Here is a 16,979-nt window from a genome sequence, read left to right as displayed (position 1 = left end):
TTTTAATATATAATATTCATACAAAAAACCTTATTTTTAATAGAGTATTTATTATATTTACATAAAAAGAGGTTGTTTTGTCAATATAATATTGAAAGGAAAGAAAAATAAAATTTTTAAAAAAGTATTGACTTGTGAAAAAAGTCAGGTCTATAATGAGTGCAACTTAAAAAAATGCAAGCGTTGATGAAGAAGAGTACACATGATGAACATGTCAGAGAGCTGATGGTTGGTGCGAATCAGTATGGAATTGATGTGGAATGGGCTTCGGAGCTTCCAAACCGAAACGAAAGAAGTAGGCTTTGGCGACATGATCTCATCGATACAAGAGACACGTATTGTTTTTGATACGGTAAAGTGCGTTACATTTGTAACGAATTAAGGTGGCACCACGGGAGTACCCGTCCTTTCTATAGGATGAGTACTCCCTTTTTGTGTATAAAAAATTAAATAAATGAAATCGTTTAAGTAAGAAGAGTACGTATATTGGAGACGTTACAGAGAGCCGGGAATAGGTGGGAGCCCGGTACGGTGCCATATACGGAATGGGCTTACGAGAGGTATGCTGAACAATTATTTTTAGTAGGCAACCCGGGTTCCGCCGTTACAAGGATAAGGTATAAAATTTGTACCTGAACAAAGCGGGATGCTTTTGCATCCAACACGAGGTGGTACCGCGGTATATTTATCGTCCTCTACATATTTTCGATATGTAGGGGACTTTTTTATTTTTCAGAGTGAGGTGAAGGACATGATGACGAAAGAAGAATTTATAAAACAAAAAAGAGAGAGAAAGACATTTTTAGTAATTACTGAAGAAGAAGGAGATAGCATTACGCCAATTTCTTTATATAGACGTATGAAAGGAAAGAAGAAATTTTTATTAGAAAGTTCACAGCTTCATCAAGATAAAGGGCGTTATTCTTACTTAGGATGTAATCCTTATGGAGAAGTAAAAAGCGTTGGTACGGAAGTAGAACGAACGATTTTCGGCCGGGCAGAAAAGTTACAAGGTAACGTACTACAAGTGTTAGAAGAAATAATCGCACCATCACAAGTAGACAGCCCATTTCCATTTTGCGGAGGAGCAGTTGGTTATATTGGATATGATGTCATTCGGCAGTATGAAAACATTGGAGCGGATTTACACGACCCATTAAATATTCCGGAAGTACACCTCTTACTATATCGTGAGTTTATCGTTTACGATCATTTACGCCAAAGGTTGTCGTTTGTATATGTATGCAGGGAAGATGATTCAGCAGATTATGAGGAAGTATACGAAAGGCTACGAGTATACAAAGAGGAAGTGCTACAAGGAGAAGAAACTGAAGTAAATGCAATACAATCCACATTATCATTCACTTCTTCTATAACGGAAAAAGAGTTTTGTGGGATGGTAGAAATGGCGAAAGAACATATAAGAGCTGGAGACATATTCCAAGTCGTACTGTCACAGCGTTTACAAAGTGAATGTATTGGTGATCCATTCGCGTTATACCGAAAACTTCGAATTGCAAATCCATCACCATATATGTTCTATATCGATTTTCAAGATTATGTTGTACTCGGTTCTTCACCGGAAAGTTTGCTATCAGTAAGAGAGAATAAAGTGATGACGAATCCAATTGCTGGTACAAGGCCGAGGGGGAAAACGAAAAGGGAAGATGAGGAAATCGAAAAAGAACTGTTAGGCAATGAGAAAGAGCGAGCAGAACATATGATGCTTGTAGATCTTGGGCGAAACGATATTGGTAGAGTGAGCGAAATCGGCTCGGTTACGATAGATAAATATATGAAAGTAGAAAAATACTCTCACGTTATGCACATTGTATCTGAAGTTTACGGAACATTGCGAAAACAAATGAGTGGATTTGATGCATTAGCGTATTGTCTACCAGCAGGAACAGTGTCGGGAGCTCCGAAAATTAGAGCGATGGAAATTATAAATGAGCTAGAGAATGAAAAAAGAAATGTATACGCGGGTGCAGTTGGATACGTTAGTTTTTCAGGGGATCTTGATATGGCGCTCGCTATTCGAACGATGGTCGTAAAGGGTGAAAAAGCATACGTTCAGGCAGGAGCGGGAATTGTTTATGATTCAGACCCAGTAGCTGAATATGAAGAAACGTTAAATAAAGCGAGAGCACTATTGGAGGTAATGAAATGATTGTACTAATTGATAATTATGATTCATTTACTTATAACTTGTATCAACTGTTAGGTGAATACGAAGAAGATATTGTAGTCGTAAGAAATGATCAAATAACGATAGAACAGCTAGAAGAGATGAATCCAACAAGAATTGTGCTTTCACCAGGACCAGGAAAACCAGAGGATACTGGTATTTGTATCGAAGTGATTCGTCATTTTTATAAGAACGTTCCCATATTAGGTATTTGCCTTGGTCATCAGGCGATTATATCAGCATTTGGAGGAGGAATTGTTCGAGCGGAGCGTATTAAACATGGGAAAACATCACGCGTGAAACATAATGGAACGTCAATTTTTTCATACGTTACACAGCCGTTAACAGCGATGCGCTACCATTCCCTTGTTGCAGCGCAAACGAGCTTGCCAAAGTGTTTTGACATACTAGCGACAGCGATGGACGATGGAGAAATTATGGCAGTTCGTCACAATTATTATCCGCTCTTCGGATTACAGTTTCATCCGGAATCAATCGCAACAGAAGAAGGCGGAAAGTTAATACTTGCCTTTTTAACAGAAGTAAAAGAGGAGGAAAGAGTATGAATAACTATCTTCGTAAATTAGTGGAGGGTCAACATTTAACAGAAGAGGAAATGTATAAAGCAGGACTACTTTTATTAAGTGAAAACATATTAGAAAGTGAAATTGCAGCTTTCTTAGTCTTACTGAAAGCGAAAGGTGAAACTGCAGAAGAAATATACGGTCTCGTTCGAGCTCTTCGCGAAAAGGCATTGCCGTTTTCGAACCATATACAAGGAGCAATGGACAATTGCGGGACGGGTGGTGACGGTGCTCAAACGTTTAATATTAGCACAACTTCAGCATTCGTACTGGCAGGAGCAGGTGTAAAGGTTGCAAAACATGGTAATCGTGCTGTTTCTAGTAAAACAGGAAGTGCGGACTTATTAGAAGAATTAGGTGTAAATATTAGCAGTACGCCAAGCGAAATTGATTATTTACTAGAGCATGTGGGCATTGCATTTTTATTTGCACCAGCGATGCATCCAGCACTAAGGCGCATTATGAAAATAAGAAAAGAGTTAAACGTGCCGACGATCTTTAATTTAATTGGCCCTTTAACAAATCCAGTGAATTTAGAAACACAATTTGTCGGTATTTATAAACGAGATATGTTATTACCAGTTGCGCAAGTATTACAAAAGTTAGGCCGGAAACAAGCACTTGTCGTAAATGGAAGTGGTTTTTTAGATGAAGCATCATTACAAGGGGAAAATCACGTAGTCCTTTTAAAAGATAATGAAATAGTGGAAATGAGTATTGATCCAGAAAAGTATGGTTTTTCAAGAGTGAAAAATGAAGAAATTAGAGGGGGGAATTCAAAAGAAAATGCAAAGATTACAGTCGGCGTATTGAGCGGAGAAAAGAGTGTTTATCGCGATACCGTTTTATTAAATGCAGGTCTAGCTCTTTTCGCAAATGGAAAAACAGAAACGATTGAAGAAGGAATTAAACTCGCGGCACATAGCATTGACTCTGGAAAAGCATTAGCCAAATTAAACTTATTAATTGTAGCAAGCAACGAAAAATTAGAAAGGGTGAACTAAAGTGGGGACGATTTTAGATAAAATTGTAGAACAGAAGAAAAAGGAAGTTGCGGAGTTATATGAAATATATACACCAGTAAAAACAAAAAGAAAGACACATTCACTTGTAGAAGCGTTACAGCAGTTTACTGTCATTGCAGAAGTAAAGCGAGCATCACCATCAAAAGGAGATATCAATTTACACGTTGACGTACGAAAACAAGTGGGAACATATGAGAAATGTGGTGCAGGAGCAGTATCTGTTTTAACAGATGGTCAATTTTTTAAAGGATCGTTTCACGATTTACAAACAGCAAGAGAAGAAAGTAACATTCCGCTTTTATGTAAAGATTTCATAATCGATAAGATTCAAATCGATAGAGCGTATGAAGCGGGAGCAGATATTATTTTACTAATCGTAGCGGCGTTAACGAAAGAGAAGTTAAAAGAGTTGTATAGCTACGTGTTAGAAAAAGGATTGGAAGCGATTGTTGAAGTTCATGATGAACAGGAATTAGAAACTGCGATTGTATTAAATCCGCACGTTATTGGCATTAATAATCGTAATTTAAAAACGTTCGAAGTAGATTTAAGCCAAACTGAAAAGCTTGGAAAAAGATTGAATGAGGAGAAACTACTTTGGATTAGTGAAAGTGGCATTCATTCAAAAGAGGATATTATTCGTGTTAAAAGAGCTGGAGCCAAAGGTGTATTAGTTGGAGAGGCGCTTATGACATCATCTTCTATTAGTAGTTTTTTTGAAGATTGTAAGGTGAATATATGAAAGTGAAAATTTGCGGCATCACTGATGTGGAAACAGCGAAAAGTGCGTGCGAATATGGCGCAGATGCACTCGGATTTGTTTTTGCAGAAAGTAAACGGAAAATCACTCCAAAGAGAGCGAAAGAAATCATTCAGGAGCTTCCAGCCAACGTGTTAAAAATCGGTGTTTTCGTAAATGAATCAGTAGAAGTGATCCAGAAAATTGCAGATGAGTGTGGGTTAACACATGTACAACTACATGGGGATGAAGACAATCATCAAATTAGAAGATTGAATATTCCGTCTATAAAATCGCTAGGAGTAACTTCAGAGAGTGATATGAAAAACGCCCAAAGGTATGAAGCGGATTATATATTATTTGATAGCCCGAAAGAAAAGTTTCATGGAGGAAATGGAAAGACATTTTCATGGGAACTACTTGGGCATATGCCAAAAGAATTGCAAAAGAAAACGATATTAGCTGGTGGATTAAACGCTCTTAATATAGAAGAAGCAATTCGAACTGTTCGGCCTTATATGGTTGATGTGAGCAGCGGAGTAGAGATAGAAGGAAAAAAAGATGTAGAGAAAATAAAACAATTTATTATAAAAGCGAAGGAGTGTTCCAAATGAACTACGCATATCCAGATGAAAAAGGACATTACGGTATATACGGAGGACGATATGTTCCAGAAACGTTAATGCAATCTGTACTAGAACTAGAAGAAGCATATAAAGAAGCGATGCAAGATGAAGCATTTCAAAAGGAATTAAATCATTATTTAAAAACGTACGTCGGAAGAGAAACACCGCTATATTATGCTGAAAATATGACGAAGTATTGCGGTGGTGCAAAGATTTATTTAAAACGTGAAGATTTGAATCATACAGGAGCTCATAAAATTAACAATACAATCGGTCAGGCACTACTTGCAGTGCGAATGGGCAAGAAAAAAGTTGTCGCTGAAACAGGAGCTGGACAACACGGAGTTGCAACAGCTACTGTATGTGCCCTTCTCGGATTAGAATGCGTCATTTTTATGGGAGAAGAAGATGTAAGACGTCAAAAATTAAATGTGTTCCGAATGGAATTACTCGGAGCGAAAGTAGAAAGTGTAGCGGCAGGTAGCGGTACATTAAAAGATGCGGTAAACGAGGCGCTTCGTTACTGGGTTTCACATGTGCATGATACGCACTACATTATGGGATCTGTTCTCGGACCACATCCATTCCCGCAAATTGTCCGTGATTTCCAAAGTGTAATTGGAAATGAAACTAAAAAACAATATGAGGCGTTAGAAGGAAAGTTACCAGAAGCAGTCGTTGCTTGTATTGGCGGTGGTAGTAATGCGATGGGGATGTTTTATCCGTTCGTACACGATGAAGAAGTTGCTCTTTACGGCGTAGAAGCAGCTGGAAAAGGCGTTCATACAGAAAAGCATGCAGCAACTTTAACGAAAGGAAGCGTTGGCGTTCTCCACGGATCAATGATGTATCTTCTGCAAAACGAAGAAGGACAAATTCAAGAAGCACACTCTATTTCAGCAGGACTTGATTATCCAGGTGTTGGTCCAGAACATAGCTTGCTAAAAGATATTGGCCGCGTTTCTTATCATTCGATAACAGACGAAGAAGCATTAGAAGCATTTCAATTATTAACGAAAAAAGAAGGCATTATCCCGGCGTTAGAAAGCTCGCATGCTGTCGCATACGCATTAAAATTAGCTCCGAAAATGAAGGAAGATGAAGGACTTGTTATTTGTTTATCTGGCCGTGGTGATAAAGATGTAGAGAGTATAAAACGTTATATGGAAGAGGTGTAAAAAATGGGAGTAGAAAAAATTAAAGCAGCGTTTGAAAATGGTAAGAAAGCATTTATTCCGTACGTAATGGGCGGAGATGGTGGCTTTGAAAAATTAAAAGAAAGAATTCGTTTTCTAGATGAGGCTGGAGCGAGCATCGTTGAAATCGGCATTCCGTTTTCGGATCCAGTCGCAGACGGTCCAACGATTCAAAGAGCAGGGAAACGAGCGCTAGATAGCGGTGTAACAGTAAAAGGTATTTTTCAAGCATTAATAGAGGTAAGGAAAGAAGTGCAAATTCCGTTTGTACTCATGACATATTTAAATCCAGTACTCGCATTCGGAAAAGAACGATTTGTAGAGAAGTGCTTAGAGGCCGGTGTGGATGGTATTATCGTTCCAGACTTACCGTATGAAGAACAAAATATTATTGCGCCGTTACTTCGAGAGGCAAACATTGCGCTTATTCCACTCGTTACCGTAACGAGCCCTATTGAAAGAATTGAAAAAATCACGAGTGAATCAGAAGGGTTCGTTTATGCTGTTACAGTAGCGGGCGTAACGGGAGTACGTCAAAACTTTAAAGAGGAGATTCATAGTTACTTAGAAAAAGTAAAATTACACGTCAACTTACCAGTAGTCGCTGGATTTGGCATTTCAACAAAAGAACATGTAGAAGAAATGGTTACAATATGTGACGGTGTTGTCGTTGGAAGTAAAGTGATTGAGCTATTAGAAAATGAAAAACGAGAAGAAATATGTGAATTAATACAGGCAACAAAACAAAAAGAAGAGGCGTAGTCTCTTCTTTTTGTTTTGCGTAATAAATGTTAAAATATACAGAAAATACATATAATTTAGAGGGTGAGAAGGCATGCTAAGACGTAAACTACTATATCTTCTTTTAACTGTACCGCTATACGCTTGGCTCATTAGCATGACGAAAATAGAGTTGATGGCTCTATTTTTAGGATATGTATTTATCTTTTCCAACTTAAATCGCATTCAAGAACAGTCTATTTTAGAAATATGTCTATTTTCGATTAGTATAGAATTATTTAGTATCGTTTCGATTGTATTATTAAACGAATTATTTCTACGGATTCATTCATTTACATTAATGAAATTTTGGAATATTGCATTGCAAGCAATATGTACTTACATTGTGTTTGTTGTGTTGAAAAAAATAATCGGACAGCAGACAGTTTTTCAGGATAATAGAAAATGGGAGTGAATGAAAAGGGGCCGTTTGGCTCCTTTTTTAAATCTGTCTTAAAAACAATTGAAAATTACAACATCTGTTATATAATAGTTAAAAATTGTATTTTAAACGAAATGAGATGATAACATGGCCATATTGTTGGCACTTATCCCAATTATGATGATTTTCATTTGTTTATTTTTATTTAAACAAACGTCATTAAGGTCTTCGTTAATTTCTTATGCTGTGTCTGTTGGAATCGTTTTACTCTCGCCAATGTTTCAATTAGGGATAAGTGAAACTGTGCACGCAACGATTAAAGGATGGTTAATTTGTTTTATTGTCGGGTACGTTTTATTTTTCGGTATTTTTTTATTTCACCTCATGAACAAAATGGGGTACATCGACCAAGTAGCGCGTTTTTTAGAAGAAGTGACGCAAGATCGTTTATTACAAATGCTTCTTATGTGCTTTGGTATTTGCCCACTAATTGAATCGGTAAGTGGATTCGGAATTGGCTTCATGGTTGCAGCACCTATTTTTCTTTCACTAGGATATAAACCATTTCAAGCTGTACTGCTCTCATTTATCGGCTTACTAGCTAGTTCATGGGGCGCAATGGCAACTGGTACGATTATCGGTTCGCAGCTAATAAATATGCCTCTTACAACACTTGGTACAAATACAGCGCTATTAAGTATTCCGATGTTTGCTTACTTTGTTATTCTTTCTTTACACGTTGTTGGCGGCTGGCAAGCGGTTATAGAAAAGTGGAAAGAAGGAGTAGGATTCTTTCTATTATTTTCTCTCGGAATCTATCTTTCTAATGCGTACGTAAGTGTTGAACTAGCCGGGATATTAAGTTCTATCGTAACGATTACATTTGGCTTTCTTATCATTAAATTAAAAGGAAAAAGTGGGCAAAATCTTATAACAGAACATGCGGCTGCAACGGAGAGAGAAGTATCCATTATAAAAATTATTAGCCCTTATATATTTCTAACAGTTTGTATTTTACTTTCTCGCCTCGTTCCAGCATTACATGATTTGTTCAGATCATATGCGGTTCTTGATTTGAAATCATACTCTTACAAACTAGAGTTACTATATTCACCAGGATTTTGGCTCGGTATGACTTGCTTATTTACTATTATTTTCTTCCGCATCCCGTCTAATATTATTAAACAATCACTCTCGCAAACGATCAAACAATGGATTCCTTTTGCGATTACGACGACAATGTTTATCGCCATTTCAGAACTAATGGGTGCATCAGGCATGCATTCATTACTCGCAAAGACAGCTGGTGATACATTTGGAACATTTTTCGTTTTCGTTGCTCCGTTTATTGGCGCTATTGGTGGGTTTTTAACAGGTAGTAACGCAGGATCAAATGCAATGTTTATAAAACTACAAATGCAAACCGCACAAAACGTAGCACTCCCGTGGCAATATGTCACAACACTTCAAAACACCGCATCATCAGTAGCGACAATCGCTTGTCCATCACGGATTACACTAGGTGCTTACTTATGTAATATCCCTTACCGTGAAAATGAACTATTAAAGAAGACGACGATAATGATCTTTGGTGCGGTGTTGCTTGTAGTGGTAGAGGTTATTGTTTGGTATATGTTGAGAAATTAAAAATCCTCCTAACATAGGAGGATTTTTTTTATGAATGGATAATGATTTAAATATGAATAGCTTCTACTCAATGAATAGGAGATGAAATGTATGCCCCTAAAAAACTACGGTGTGTTAAAAGGTACAGTTATACAATCAAAGATTGGAAAAGGGAAGACACCTCATTATCAAGTTCATTTACAGGGCGAGACTGGAGTAGATTATCGTATTGCAATTAACGTAAAGTCGCAAAGTTACCCGTCAGAAGTTTTATATTTTGCGAGTAACGATATTCGGTCAGAGGCGATTCATATTTTACCGACATTACCATTTGGTTTTACGGAAGTAAAAAATAATGAACCGAAAGTAGCTTTAGATTATGTAAGAGGAAATCTATTTGACTCAAAACAAATGATTCCTTTGCCTCCCGAAAAAGCAGGAGCAGATAATGATTTAAACGAAAAAATAGAACGTTATATAAAGCGAGCGATGGAAGAAAAAGCAATTATTTACGCGTTTGGCGAAAGATGGGGACCAGAAGAAAATACACCAGATTCCTATTTTCATTTCAAACCAGGAAACGGTATACATGATATTCACATGAATCAAGGGAATGTAGAGAAATGGAAAGGAGATAATGGTATATGGCAAGACGGAGGAATACTCATTCACTTTGAAGAGGAAGAAGAATGGATTGGTATCTTTCTTGCCTTCCAATCACAGTCATGGTGTACCGATGAAGAGGGGCATGCTCGTGTTCCGGTTGAGCATTGTGATTATAAGGGGAATAATTAATAAGAAGAGGGCGTTCAAAAAGAACGCCCTCTTCTTATTTTATAAAACGAAAAACTAACGAGTGTAGAAAGACAAGAGAACAGCAGTGCCACACTAGAAAACGCAATGAGATACATATTATATTTCATAACCTGTCCAATTAGCTGATTACTGTCGTATTGAAACAGTCCTGCTATTATGTTGAATAAAAATAACACGATAAACATGACGACAACACCGTCTATTGATCCTTTAATGTCTGGTTTACTTAAAGCGATATGTGCGGAAATGCAAATGGCGATAAATAAAAATAACCAAAAGGAAGGATTCAATAAATTGCCGATTGTAAATAAGCTTTTCAATAATACAAACGTCGACAAGAGCATGTTTTGAATCATTTCTACATTAATAGAAGTAGAAGCAATCGTTTTTTCGAGAGTTGTATTAAATAAAAAATATGATTCTGGTACGAAATAGCGCATTAAAAGGATTAATGCAGTAATACCAGAAATAATAGGCCCAATGCCGATAAAGAAATTCCCAATTCGTTGATACACACTTTTTTGATTGTATTGATGTTGTATATAACCTAAGGCCCCTTGACTTGTATCTGTTGGGAAGAACTGAGTCGCCACAATTTTATGACGGAACAGTACGCACATAATGGCATGTCCAAGTTCGTGAATCGGAACACCGATCCAAGCCGTTAATAGGAATCCTTTTCTTCCAAAAGCTCTCGACCAATACATGCGTGTGAGAGATTCTAAATAGCCTAATAGAAATCCAATTACAATGATAACGCCAATTAAAGATAATAATTGGATTACGCTTGTAAGGAGTATTTGAAAAATTGAGTTTACCAATTCCATTTTCTTTCATCCAATCTATTAAAAATATTATTTATTCTGTTTCATAATAGCATTTTTTTTCAAGATTGCTAGCACATATATTTTCTTTCGGAAGAAGGATTTCAGAATCTTTTTCTTGTAGTCATGTTTTATGTACAAATTCATATATTGAACTTGTAACACCCTATAAGGTATATGCTTAAGGAGGGATAAGAGAATGAAATGTCCGTCATGTCATACAGAACATGCAGTAGAGGCAAAGTTTTGCGGGAATTGTGGACATTCGTTAACGGAAGAAGTAGTGGCAAGTAGTGGCCAAGAAGAAGGGCAGGAACAAGCACGTGCGGCACAAGCAAAGGAAGCTCGGCCAAATGAAACGGTAGAACAAGCGAAGCGGTTTGCGAGCGGCTATTTTCAATTTTTTAAACATGCATTACAAGCACCGACAGCGATTATGAAAAGCGGCGCTATTGAAGTGCGAAATGGAATTGTAAGTCTTGTTCTTATTTGTTTTTTAGGAGCATGTATTTTTTATAGAATGATGAGTGCAGCGTCAGCAGTTACGAGAACATTTGCACCAGATATATCTACTCCCACGTTTTTTGGAGAATCTATAACGGTCTTTTTCTTTTTATTAATTTTAACTTTATTTGTCGGATTTATTATTTTTGTAAGTGGTAAGATGATGAAATCATCTTTTTCGTTTCTTGAAGTATTTGGTATATGGGGAACGATAGCGACGCCGGCTATTGTCATATTAGTTCTTTCTTTTCTTTTTAGTTTTTTATTAATCTTTTTCTTACCGATATTATTATCGGTAGTTGCAACTTATATAGGGATTAGTATAACTGTAGCCGTATTAAAACTAGACAATGGCGGATTAGATCTCGTTTACACACTTATTATTGCAAATGTTTTAATTGGAATTGCAACGTTCATTGTACTTTGGTCTTACATTAGCACGATAATTCAAGCCTTAACACAGGGAATAACTGGCTTCTAATGAAAAGGTGGTTGACTGAATGAATGTATGTACAAAGTGCGGAGTTCAGTTTGAAGATGGTGTGCAATTTTGTCAAAACTGCGGGATGAAGAGGGGAAGTCCTGTAGTAAAGAAGAACATGAGCAGTGGTACAAAAGTTGGCATTACACTGTTAGCACTATTTGTTATAGCGATTATTGGATTGTATTTGTACGGATCATCGTATTATACGCAGGTGGCACAAGTAGACCGGATGATTACGATTTTACAAGAGCGGGACGGAGAGAAATTAGCTGAGATCGTTACGGCAGATGATCCATCGGTTATGATAACGAGAGAGAGTTTAACGCCTCTATTTTCATATATAAAAGAAAATCCATCTTACGTAAATGAATTAAAAGGATATTTGAGACAAGGTGAAAAACAACGGGACGGAATAGAAAGAGCTGATTTTTCATTAACGAAAGACGGAAAGTATTTCTTTATATTTGATCGGTATAAATTGAAAGCGAAGACGTACTATACAACTTTGCTTACAAATGAAAAAGGCGTATCGTTAAAAATGAACGGAAAAGAAATTGATAAGACAGATGACAAAAAGTTTGAGAAGCAATATGGACCATTTCTTCCGGGAAATCAAGTGTTTCAATCAGAATATAAAAATGACTATGTAAAACTATCACGTGAGGAAAAGGTTGTACTTATGAAACAAAGCCAAAATAACGTAACGATAGATTTAACGTTGCAAGGTCAATATATTACAGTTCAAACGAACGCGCCTGGTGCAACATTGTACGTAAATCAAAAACCGGTTACAGCGCTGGCAGGAGAAGAAATTACATGGGGGCCTGTAGCGACTGATGGAAGTGCGACGATTTATTTAGAACGAAATGGAGAAAGTGGACGGGAAACGACACAAGTAGAGACGGTAACGGCACTTTTGTCTTATAATCTTCCATTCCAAAAGAAAAATACAGAAAAAACAGTTGTTTATAACGTTACTCCAACGCCCGCGACTGGGTATGTATATAATGGTTTCATCTTTCCTGATAGTGATATTCGAAAATTAACGAGCACAGATTTAACCTATTTATCGAAAGAACAGTTGAAAATTGCTAGAAATGAAATATATGCAAGGCATGGACATATTTTTCAAACGAAAGATATGCAAGCGTATTTTGCAAAACAGTCTTGGTATAGAGAAAATCCTTATTTTACAGGAAAGTTAACAGATATCGAAACTTATAATATTGAACTAATTAAATCAAGAGAATAGAGCGCGGGAAAAAGGTACAGTGTATATTACTGTACCTTTTTATGATTATTTAGCTGGACCAGGATCCCTAGAGAAAAAGATATGAAAGAGAAATGTGACTTTACTTGCTCCCCCTGATGTACTGGCTTGCACATCAGATAAAGAACTAGACGTTAAGGCAGCTTCAGAATGAGGAGGAACGATTATTTTAAGCGCATCGTCTGATTCTGATGATATAGTAACCGTTATAGTATCATCAGAAACATTTACAATTTTAACAGTACCTACGGGGAAGATGGACTTACCAGCGTGTGATGCAGAAGCGAAGCGAGTGGCTTTCCAAATAGTTTGAGAGAAAGTGTCATTGTCTGATAACCAAGCGCGAGCACTGTATAATGTTGCATTAACAGTAAATTCTTGTTCAAGCGGGAGGGCGGCTTTCGGTTCTTTCGGTTCCTCTGGAAACTGAGCGAGAAGACCAGCGCACATGTATATTTCACCTACTTTCAATACTAACTGTTATAGCATATTAAACATGTTGTTTATAAGACACGACAGTTACCTATTCATACATAAGTTTGTGCACCAAATTTGAAGATGAAATTCTCTTTCTTTACAATGGAGTTAGGTGTTATTTCTATAAAATATGGAAAACGTAAAGAGTATGTAAAAAAGAAGGAGTGGTAAAGTGAACTATGTCATTATTGGCGGAGATGCAGCTGGTATGAGTGCAGCTATGCAAATTGTTAGAAACGATGAAAATGCAAATGTTGTAACTTTAGAAAAAGGTGAAATTTATTCATACGCTCAGTGTGGATTACCGTATGTCATTAGTGGTGCTATCGCTTCAACTGAAAAGTTAATCGCGCGCAACGTAAAGACGTTTCGTGAGAAATATGGAATTGATGCGAAAGTGCGTCATGAAGTAACGAAAGTAGATACGGAAAAGAAAATGGTGTACGCAGAGCATACGAAGACGAAGGATGTCTTTGAATTTCCATATGATCGATTATTAATTGCGACTGGAGTGCGTCCTGTTATGCCAGAATGGGAAGGACGGGAATTACAAGGCGTTCATCTTTTAAAAACAATTCCTGATGCTGAGCGCATATTAAAAACGCTAGAAACGAATAAAGTTGAAGATGTAACGATTATTGGCGGTGGTGCCATTGGACTAGAGATGGCAGAAACATTCGTCGAACTTGGTAAGAAAGTAAGAATGATTGAGCGAAATGATCATATCGGTACGATTTATGATGCAGATATGGCAGAGTACATACATAAAGAAGCAGATAAGCATCATATTGAAATTTTAACGAATGAAAATGTAAAAGCATTTAAAGGAAATGAACGAGTAGAAGCAATCGAAACGGATAAAGGTACGTATAAAGCAGATCTTGTTTTAGTGTCGGTTGGAGTGAAGCCAAATACTGATTTTCTTGAAGGGACAAATATACGTAAGAATCATAAAGGAGCAATCGAAGTAAATGCATATATGCAAACAAATGTGCAAGACGTATATGCAGCCGGTGATTGCGCAACACATTACCACGTTATAAAGGAAATTCATGATCATATCCCGCTCGGAACGACTGCCAATAAGCAAGGGCGACTTGCTGGACTGAATATGCTGGATAAACGAAGAGCCTTTAAAGGTACGTTAGGTACAGGTATTATTAAATTTATGGATTTGACGCTTGCAAGAACAGGATTAAATGAAAAAGAAGCGAAAGGGCTACACATCCCGTATAAAACAGTCAAAGTAGATTCGACTAATATGGCGGGCTATTATCCAAATGCGAAACCACTTTACTTGAAATTACTATACCGTTCTGACACGAAACAATTATTAGGCGGACAAGTAATTGGAGAAGAAGGCGTAGATAAACGTATTGATGTAATCGCAATGGCACTCTTCAATAAAATGAGCATTCACGATTTAGAAGATGTCGACTTAAGTTATGCCCCACCATATAACAGCGTTTGGGATCCAATTCAGCAAGCGGCAAGGAGAGCGGAATAGCACTTTTTAAAGTGCTATTTTTTTCGTTAAAGGGGAATAATTATTTTTGGCGAATAAAAAAGGGGGAAATAGTTATAGATAGGGAAGGGGATTTTTTTAATGGTTGTAGCACTTCAAAAAGTTCAAGAATTAGAAAAAGAAATATTACGCAATTTGTACGCATTATATCTTCATGATCTTTCTAAGTTCACTATGAATATAACTATCGGAGCGAACGGATTTTTTGAATACGAAGATTTGCATATGTTTTGGAAAAATGACGGAATCACGCCGTATTTTATAAAAGTTGATCATAGTATTGTAGGATTCTTATTACTACTGGAACGTCCGTTTTTGAAGAAGGAAAATGATTTTGGTATTAATGATATTTTCATATTGAATCAATATAAAGGAAAAGGAATCGGTAAACAAGCTGTTGAGAATTTACTAGAAGAGAAAAGAGGACAATATTTCGTTATCGAACTTCTAAAAAATGTACCAGCAGTGTCGTTTTGGAAGAAAGTATATAAAGAACTAAACATTGAATTTGATGAGAGAGCGCAGCTAATTGATGATGAAGAATGTCTCGTTCAAACGTTTAAATTTTAATGGAATTGGTGTTCCTTTTATATTAATTTGAAATTTAACTTTATCCCGCTATTTGCGGGCAGTAAGACCCCCATCTCAAAATCCAGCGAAAACAAAGAAGTTAGGTGGGTGATCAACTGCCCGTAAAAGCCCGATTGGTTCAACTAATAATCAGTGGGGATGAAGACCCCTATTGATTAAAGTTTCACTTTATTTTGAATATACCGTTCCCCCTTGAAAACATATTACTAATCGCTTATATTTTCATATAGTATTTATTTTTTTAACGAAGCAATGAACGAACCAGGGGGCGCAGTATGGCAATTAATATGAAAACAATCGAAGAATGGATTGTTGAATCAAATACAAGACATGAAGAAGACTTTGGACACGTTGTGGAAGAAATGAAAGAAGTATGTGTCGGACTTGATAACGCGACATTAATTTATACGAAAAATGTATTTTGTTTCGGTAAAAAAGTAGAAGTATTTTTCTTCTTCCAAGACCATGTCGTGATCGGACAAGAAAAAGACGAATATATTGAGATTGAAAAATTAAAGTATGATGATATTACAAATAGTAATTTAAAAACAAATGACAAAAATACAACGTTAGAATTAAAGTTTGCTAACGGACAATCTATTAATTTAGATAGTTTAAATGATAACTACGGTACGAAAAATTGGTTATTTGCTAGACAAATTAAGAGTATTTTTAAGTTAATCTAGTAAAAAAGCAGACCCTTTGAGGTCTGCTTTTTATTTAATTCCTATTACACAAAGGCAACCTCTTTCTTCATAGCATTTCACACTTGTAAATCCTGTTTTATAAAATAGGTTTATTAATTCTTCATTCGTTTTCCATTTCTCCATATGATATTGAATTTTGAAAGTTTCAGCTACTAATAAAAAAGATCCATTCGGTTGTAAGACGCGAAATATTTCTTTTATATCTTGTTCCACATCGGGCCAAAAGTAGTGTGTTTGAAAAGCGGTTATGAGATCGAAGAAGTTTGTATTGTAAGGAATAGAGGAGACACTTGCCTGATGAATGATTACTTTTCCTTTTTTTACGTCCTGTATATTGGCTTTCTTTGAGTTTTCAACAGCTTGATCTGAATAATCAATTCCATATATTTTCCCAAATGGAATTCGTTTTGAAAGAGTATGTATTGTTTTGCCGCCGCCACAACCAATATCTAAAGTAATTGCATCTTTACGTATATGTATTTTTTGTAATCCCCAATTTGTTAGTCTCATATGTGCAGCGTTCATAATACAAAGCATGGAAGAACCAATTGTCCCGCGAGGGTTTTTTGCTTGCTGAATTAATCGTTGTAAAATGTTCAAGTTACATTCTCCTTTTATGTAAGAATATATACTCA

The 16,979-nt window shown here is 36.5% G+C and carries 18 protein-coding genes and 2 other annotated features; of the genes, 15 read left to right on the top strand and 3 right to left on the bottom strand.

Annotation, left to right across the window (positions count from 1 at the left end):
- Window positions 1-174 precede the first annotated feature (174 nt).
- Window positions 175-412, top strand: a binding site (T-box leader).
- 42 nt (window positions 413-454) lie between these two features.
- Window positions 455-699 (top strand) — a binding site (T-box leader).
- 52 nt (window positions 700-751) lie between these two features.
- The 10 genes from trpE (at window position 752) to IBT51_RS15760 (ending at window position 9,941) form a co-directional block, all read left to right on the top strand.
- Window positions 752-2,170 (top strand): anthranilate synthase component I, encoded by a 1,419-nt coding sequence (gene trpE, locus IBT51_RS15805; RefSeq protein WP_142245233.1) that lies wholly within the window; start codon window positions 752-754, stop codon window positions 2,168-2,170.
- Window positions 2,167-2,754 carry an aminodeoxychorismate/anthranilate synthase component II gene (locus IBT51_RS15800; RefSeq protein ID WP_200458413.1) on the top strand — a complete coding sequence of 196 codons (588 nt, stop codon included), beginning with the start codon at window positions 2,167-2,169 and terminating at the stop codon, window positions 2,752-2,754. The genes trpE and IBT51_RS15800 overlap by 4 nt, the downstream gene beginning before the upstream one ends.
- Window positions 2,751-3,776, top strand: coding sequence for an anthranilate phosphoribosyltransferase (gene trpD, locus IBT51_RS15795; protein ID WP_001067370.1), 1,026 nt, complete (start codon window positions 2,751-2,753; stop codon window positions 3,774-3,776). Before IBT51_RS15800 ends, trpD begins: the two co-directional genes overlap by 4 nt.
- Window position 3,777: 1 nt before the next feature.
- A complete protein-coding gene (trpC, locus tag IBT51_RS15790) occupies window positions 3,778-4,539 on the top strand; it encodes an indole-3-glycerol phosphate synthase TrpC (RefSeq protein WP_000536699.1) in 762 nt (253 codons plus the stop codon).
- Window positions 4,536-5,150: a phosphoribosylanthranilate isomerase gene (locus IBT51_RS15785; RefSeq protein WP_098678818.1), complete on the top strand. Its 615-nt coding sequence runs from the start codon at window positions 4,536-4,538 to the stop codon at window positions 5,148-5,150. Before trpC ends, IBT51_RS15785 begins: the two co-directional genes overlap by 4 nt.
- On the top strand, window positions 5,147-6,340 hold the full coding sequence (trpB, locus tag IBT51_RS15780; protein ID WP_001105035.1) for a tryptophan synthase subunit beta: 1,194 nt from the start codon (window positions 5,147-5,149) through the stop codon (window positions 6,338-6,340). The genes IBT51_RS15785 and trpB overlap by 4 nt, the downstream gene beginning before the upstream one ends.
- A 3-nt stretch (window positions 6,341-6,343) precedes the next feature.
- Window positions 6,344-7,120, top strand: coding sequence for a tryptophan synthase subunit alpha (trpA, locus tag IBT51_RS15775; protein ID WP_063546850.1), 777 nt, complete (start codon window positions 6,344-6,346; stop codon window positions 7,118-7,120).
- A gap of 73 nt (window positions 7,121-7,193) precedes the next feature.
- The gene (locus IBT51_RS15770) at window positions 7,194-7,553 is read left to right on the top strand and encodes a DUF4029 domain-containing protein (RefSeq protein ID WP_000946150.1); all 360 of its coding nucleotides are present in this window, start codon (window positions 7,194-7,196) and stop codon (window positions 7,551-7,553) included.
- A 114-nt stretch (window positions 7,554-7,667) separates the two neighbouring features.
- Entirely contained in the window at window positions 7,668-9,167 is a 1,500-nt protein-coding gene (locus IBT51_RS15765; RefSeq protein WP_098235208.1) for an L-lactate permease, read from the top strand.
- 90 nt (window positions 9,168-9,257) lie between these two features.
- Window positions 9,258-9,941, top strand: a complete 684-nt coding sequence (locus IBT51_RS15760; RefSeq protein ID WP_200458412.1) for a DUF2278 family protein — start codon at window positions 9,258-9,260, stop codon at window positions 9,939-9,941.
- 14 nt (window positions 9,942-9,955) lie between these two features.
- Here IBT51_RS15760 and IBT51_RS15755 read toward each other — a convergent pair whose 3' ends face one another.
- Complete coding sequence (locus IBT51_RS15755) at window positions 9,956-10,789, bottom strand: hypothetical protein (RefSeq protein ID WP_000424522.1); 834 nt, start codon at window positions 10,787-10,789, stop codon at window positions 9,956-9,958.
- Window positions 10,790-10,985: 196 nt separating this feature from the next.
- Between IBT51_RS15755 and IBT51_RS15750 the strand changes: the two genes are divergently transcribed.
- Together IBT51_RS15750 and IBT51_RS15745 are read left to right on the top strand one after the other, a co-directional pair.
- A complete protein-coding gene (locus IBT51_RS15750) occupies window positions 10,986-11,771 on the top strand; it encodes a zinc ribbon domain-containing protein (RefSeq protein WP_069355227.1) in 786 nt (261 codons plus the stop codon).
- Window positions 11,772-11,790: 19 nt separating this feature from the next.
- Window positions 11,791-13,026 (top strand): TcaA 3rd/4th domain-containing protein, encoded by a 1,236-nt coding sequence (locus IBT51_RS15745; RefSeq protein ID WP_197242103.1) that lies wholly within the window; start codon window positions 11,791-11,793, stop codon window positions 13,024-13,026.
- Between the two features lie 45 nt (window positions 13,027-13,071).
- Here the strand turns inward: IBT51_RS15745 and IBT51_RS15740 are convergent, their stop codons facing one another.
- The gene (locus IBT51_RS15740) at window positions 13,072-13,494 is read right to left on the bottom strand and encodes a hypothetical protein (protein ID WP_098256697.1); all 423 of its coding nucleotides are present in this window, start codon (window positions 13,492-13,494) and stop codon (window positions 13,072-13,074) included.
- A 199-nt stretch (window positions 13,495-13,693) separates the two neighbouring features.
- On the opposite strand from IBT51_RS15740, the gene IBT51_RS15735 reads away from it, so the two are divergent.
- From IBT51_RS15735 to IBT51_RS15725, 3 genes are all read left to right on the top strand, one after another.
- Window positions 13,694-15,028, top strand: a complete 1,335-nt coding sequence (locus IBT51_RS15735; RefSeq protein ID WP_001110229.1) for a CoA-disulfide reductase — start codon at window positions 13,694-13,696, stop codon at window positions 15,026-15,028.
- Window positions 15,029-15,127: 99 nt separating this feature from the next.
- Complete coding sequence (locus tag IBT51_RS15730) at window positions 15,128-15,616, top strand: GNAT family N-acetyltransferase (protein ID WP_063546873.1); 489 nt, start codon at window positions 15,128-15,130, stop codon at window positions 15,614-15,616.
- Window positions 15,617-15,912: 296 nt separating this feature from the next.
- Complete coding sequence (locus IBT51_RS15725; RefSeq protein ID WP_000996808.1) at window positions 15,913-16,323, top strand: DUF3908 family protein; 411 nt, start codon at window positions 15,913-15,915, stop codon at window positions 16,321-16,323.
- A gap of 30 nt (window positions 16,324-16,353) precedes the next feature.
- Here the strand turns inward: IBT51_RS15725 and IBT51_RS15720 are convergent, their stop codons facing one another.
- A complete protein-coding gene (locus IBT51_RS15720; RefSeq protein ID WP_063546875.1) occupies window positions 16,354-16,944 on the bottom strand; it encodes a class I SAM-dependent methyltransferase in 591 nt (196 codons plus the stop codon).
- Between the last annotated feature and the right edge of the window lie 35 nt (window positions 16,945-16,979).

Origin of the sequence: Bacillus sp. S71 (assembly GCF_016625265.1) — a bacterium.
Taxonomy (GTDB): domain Bacteria; phylum Bacillota; class Bacilli; order Bacillales; family Bacillaceae_G; genus Bacillus_A; species Bacillus_A cereus.
The sequence above is the reverse complement of the archived record's forward strand: the minus strand, read 5'-3'. Positions and strand labels throughout refer to the sequence as shown.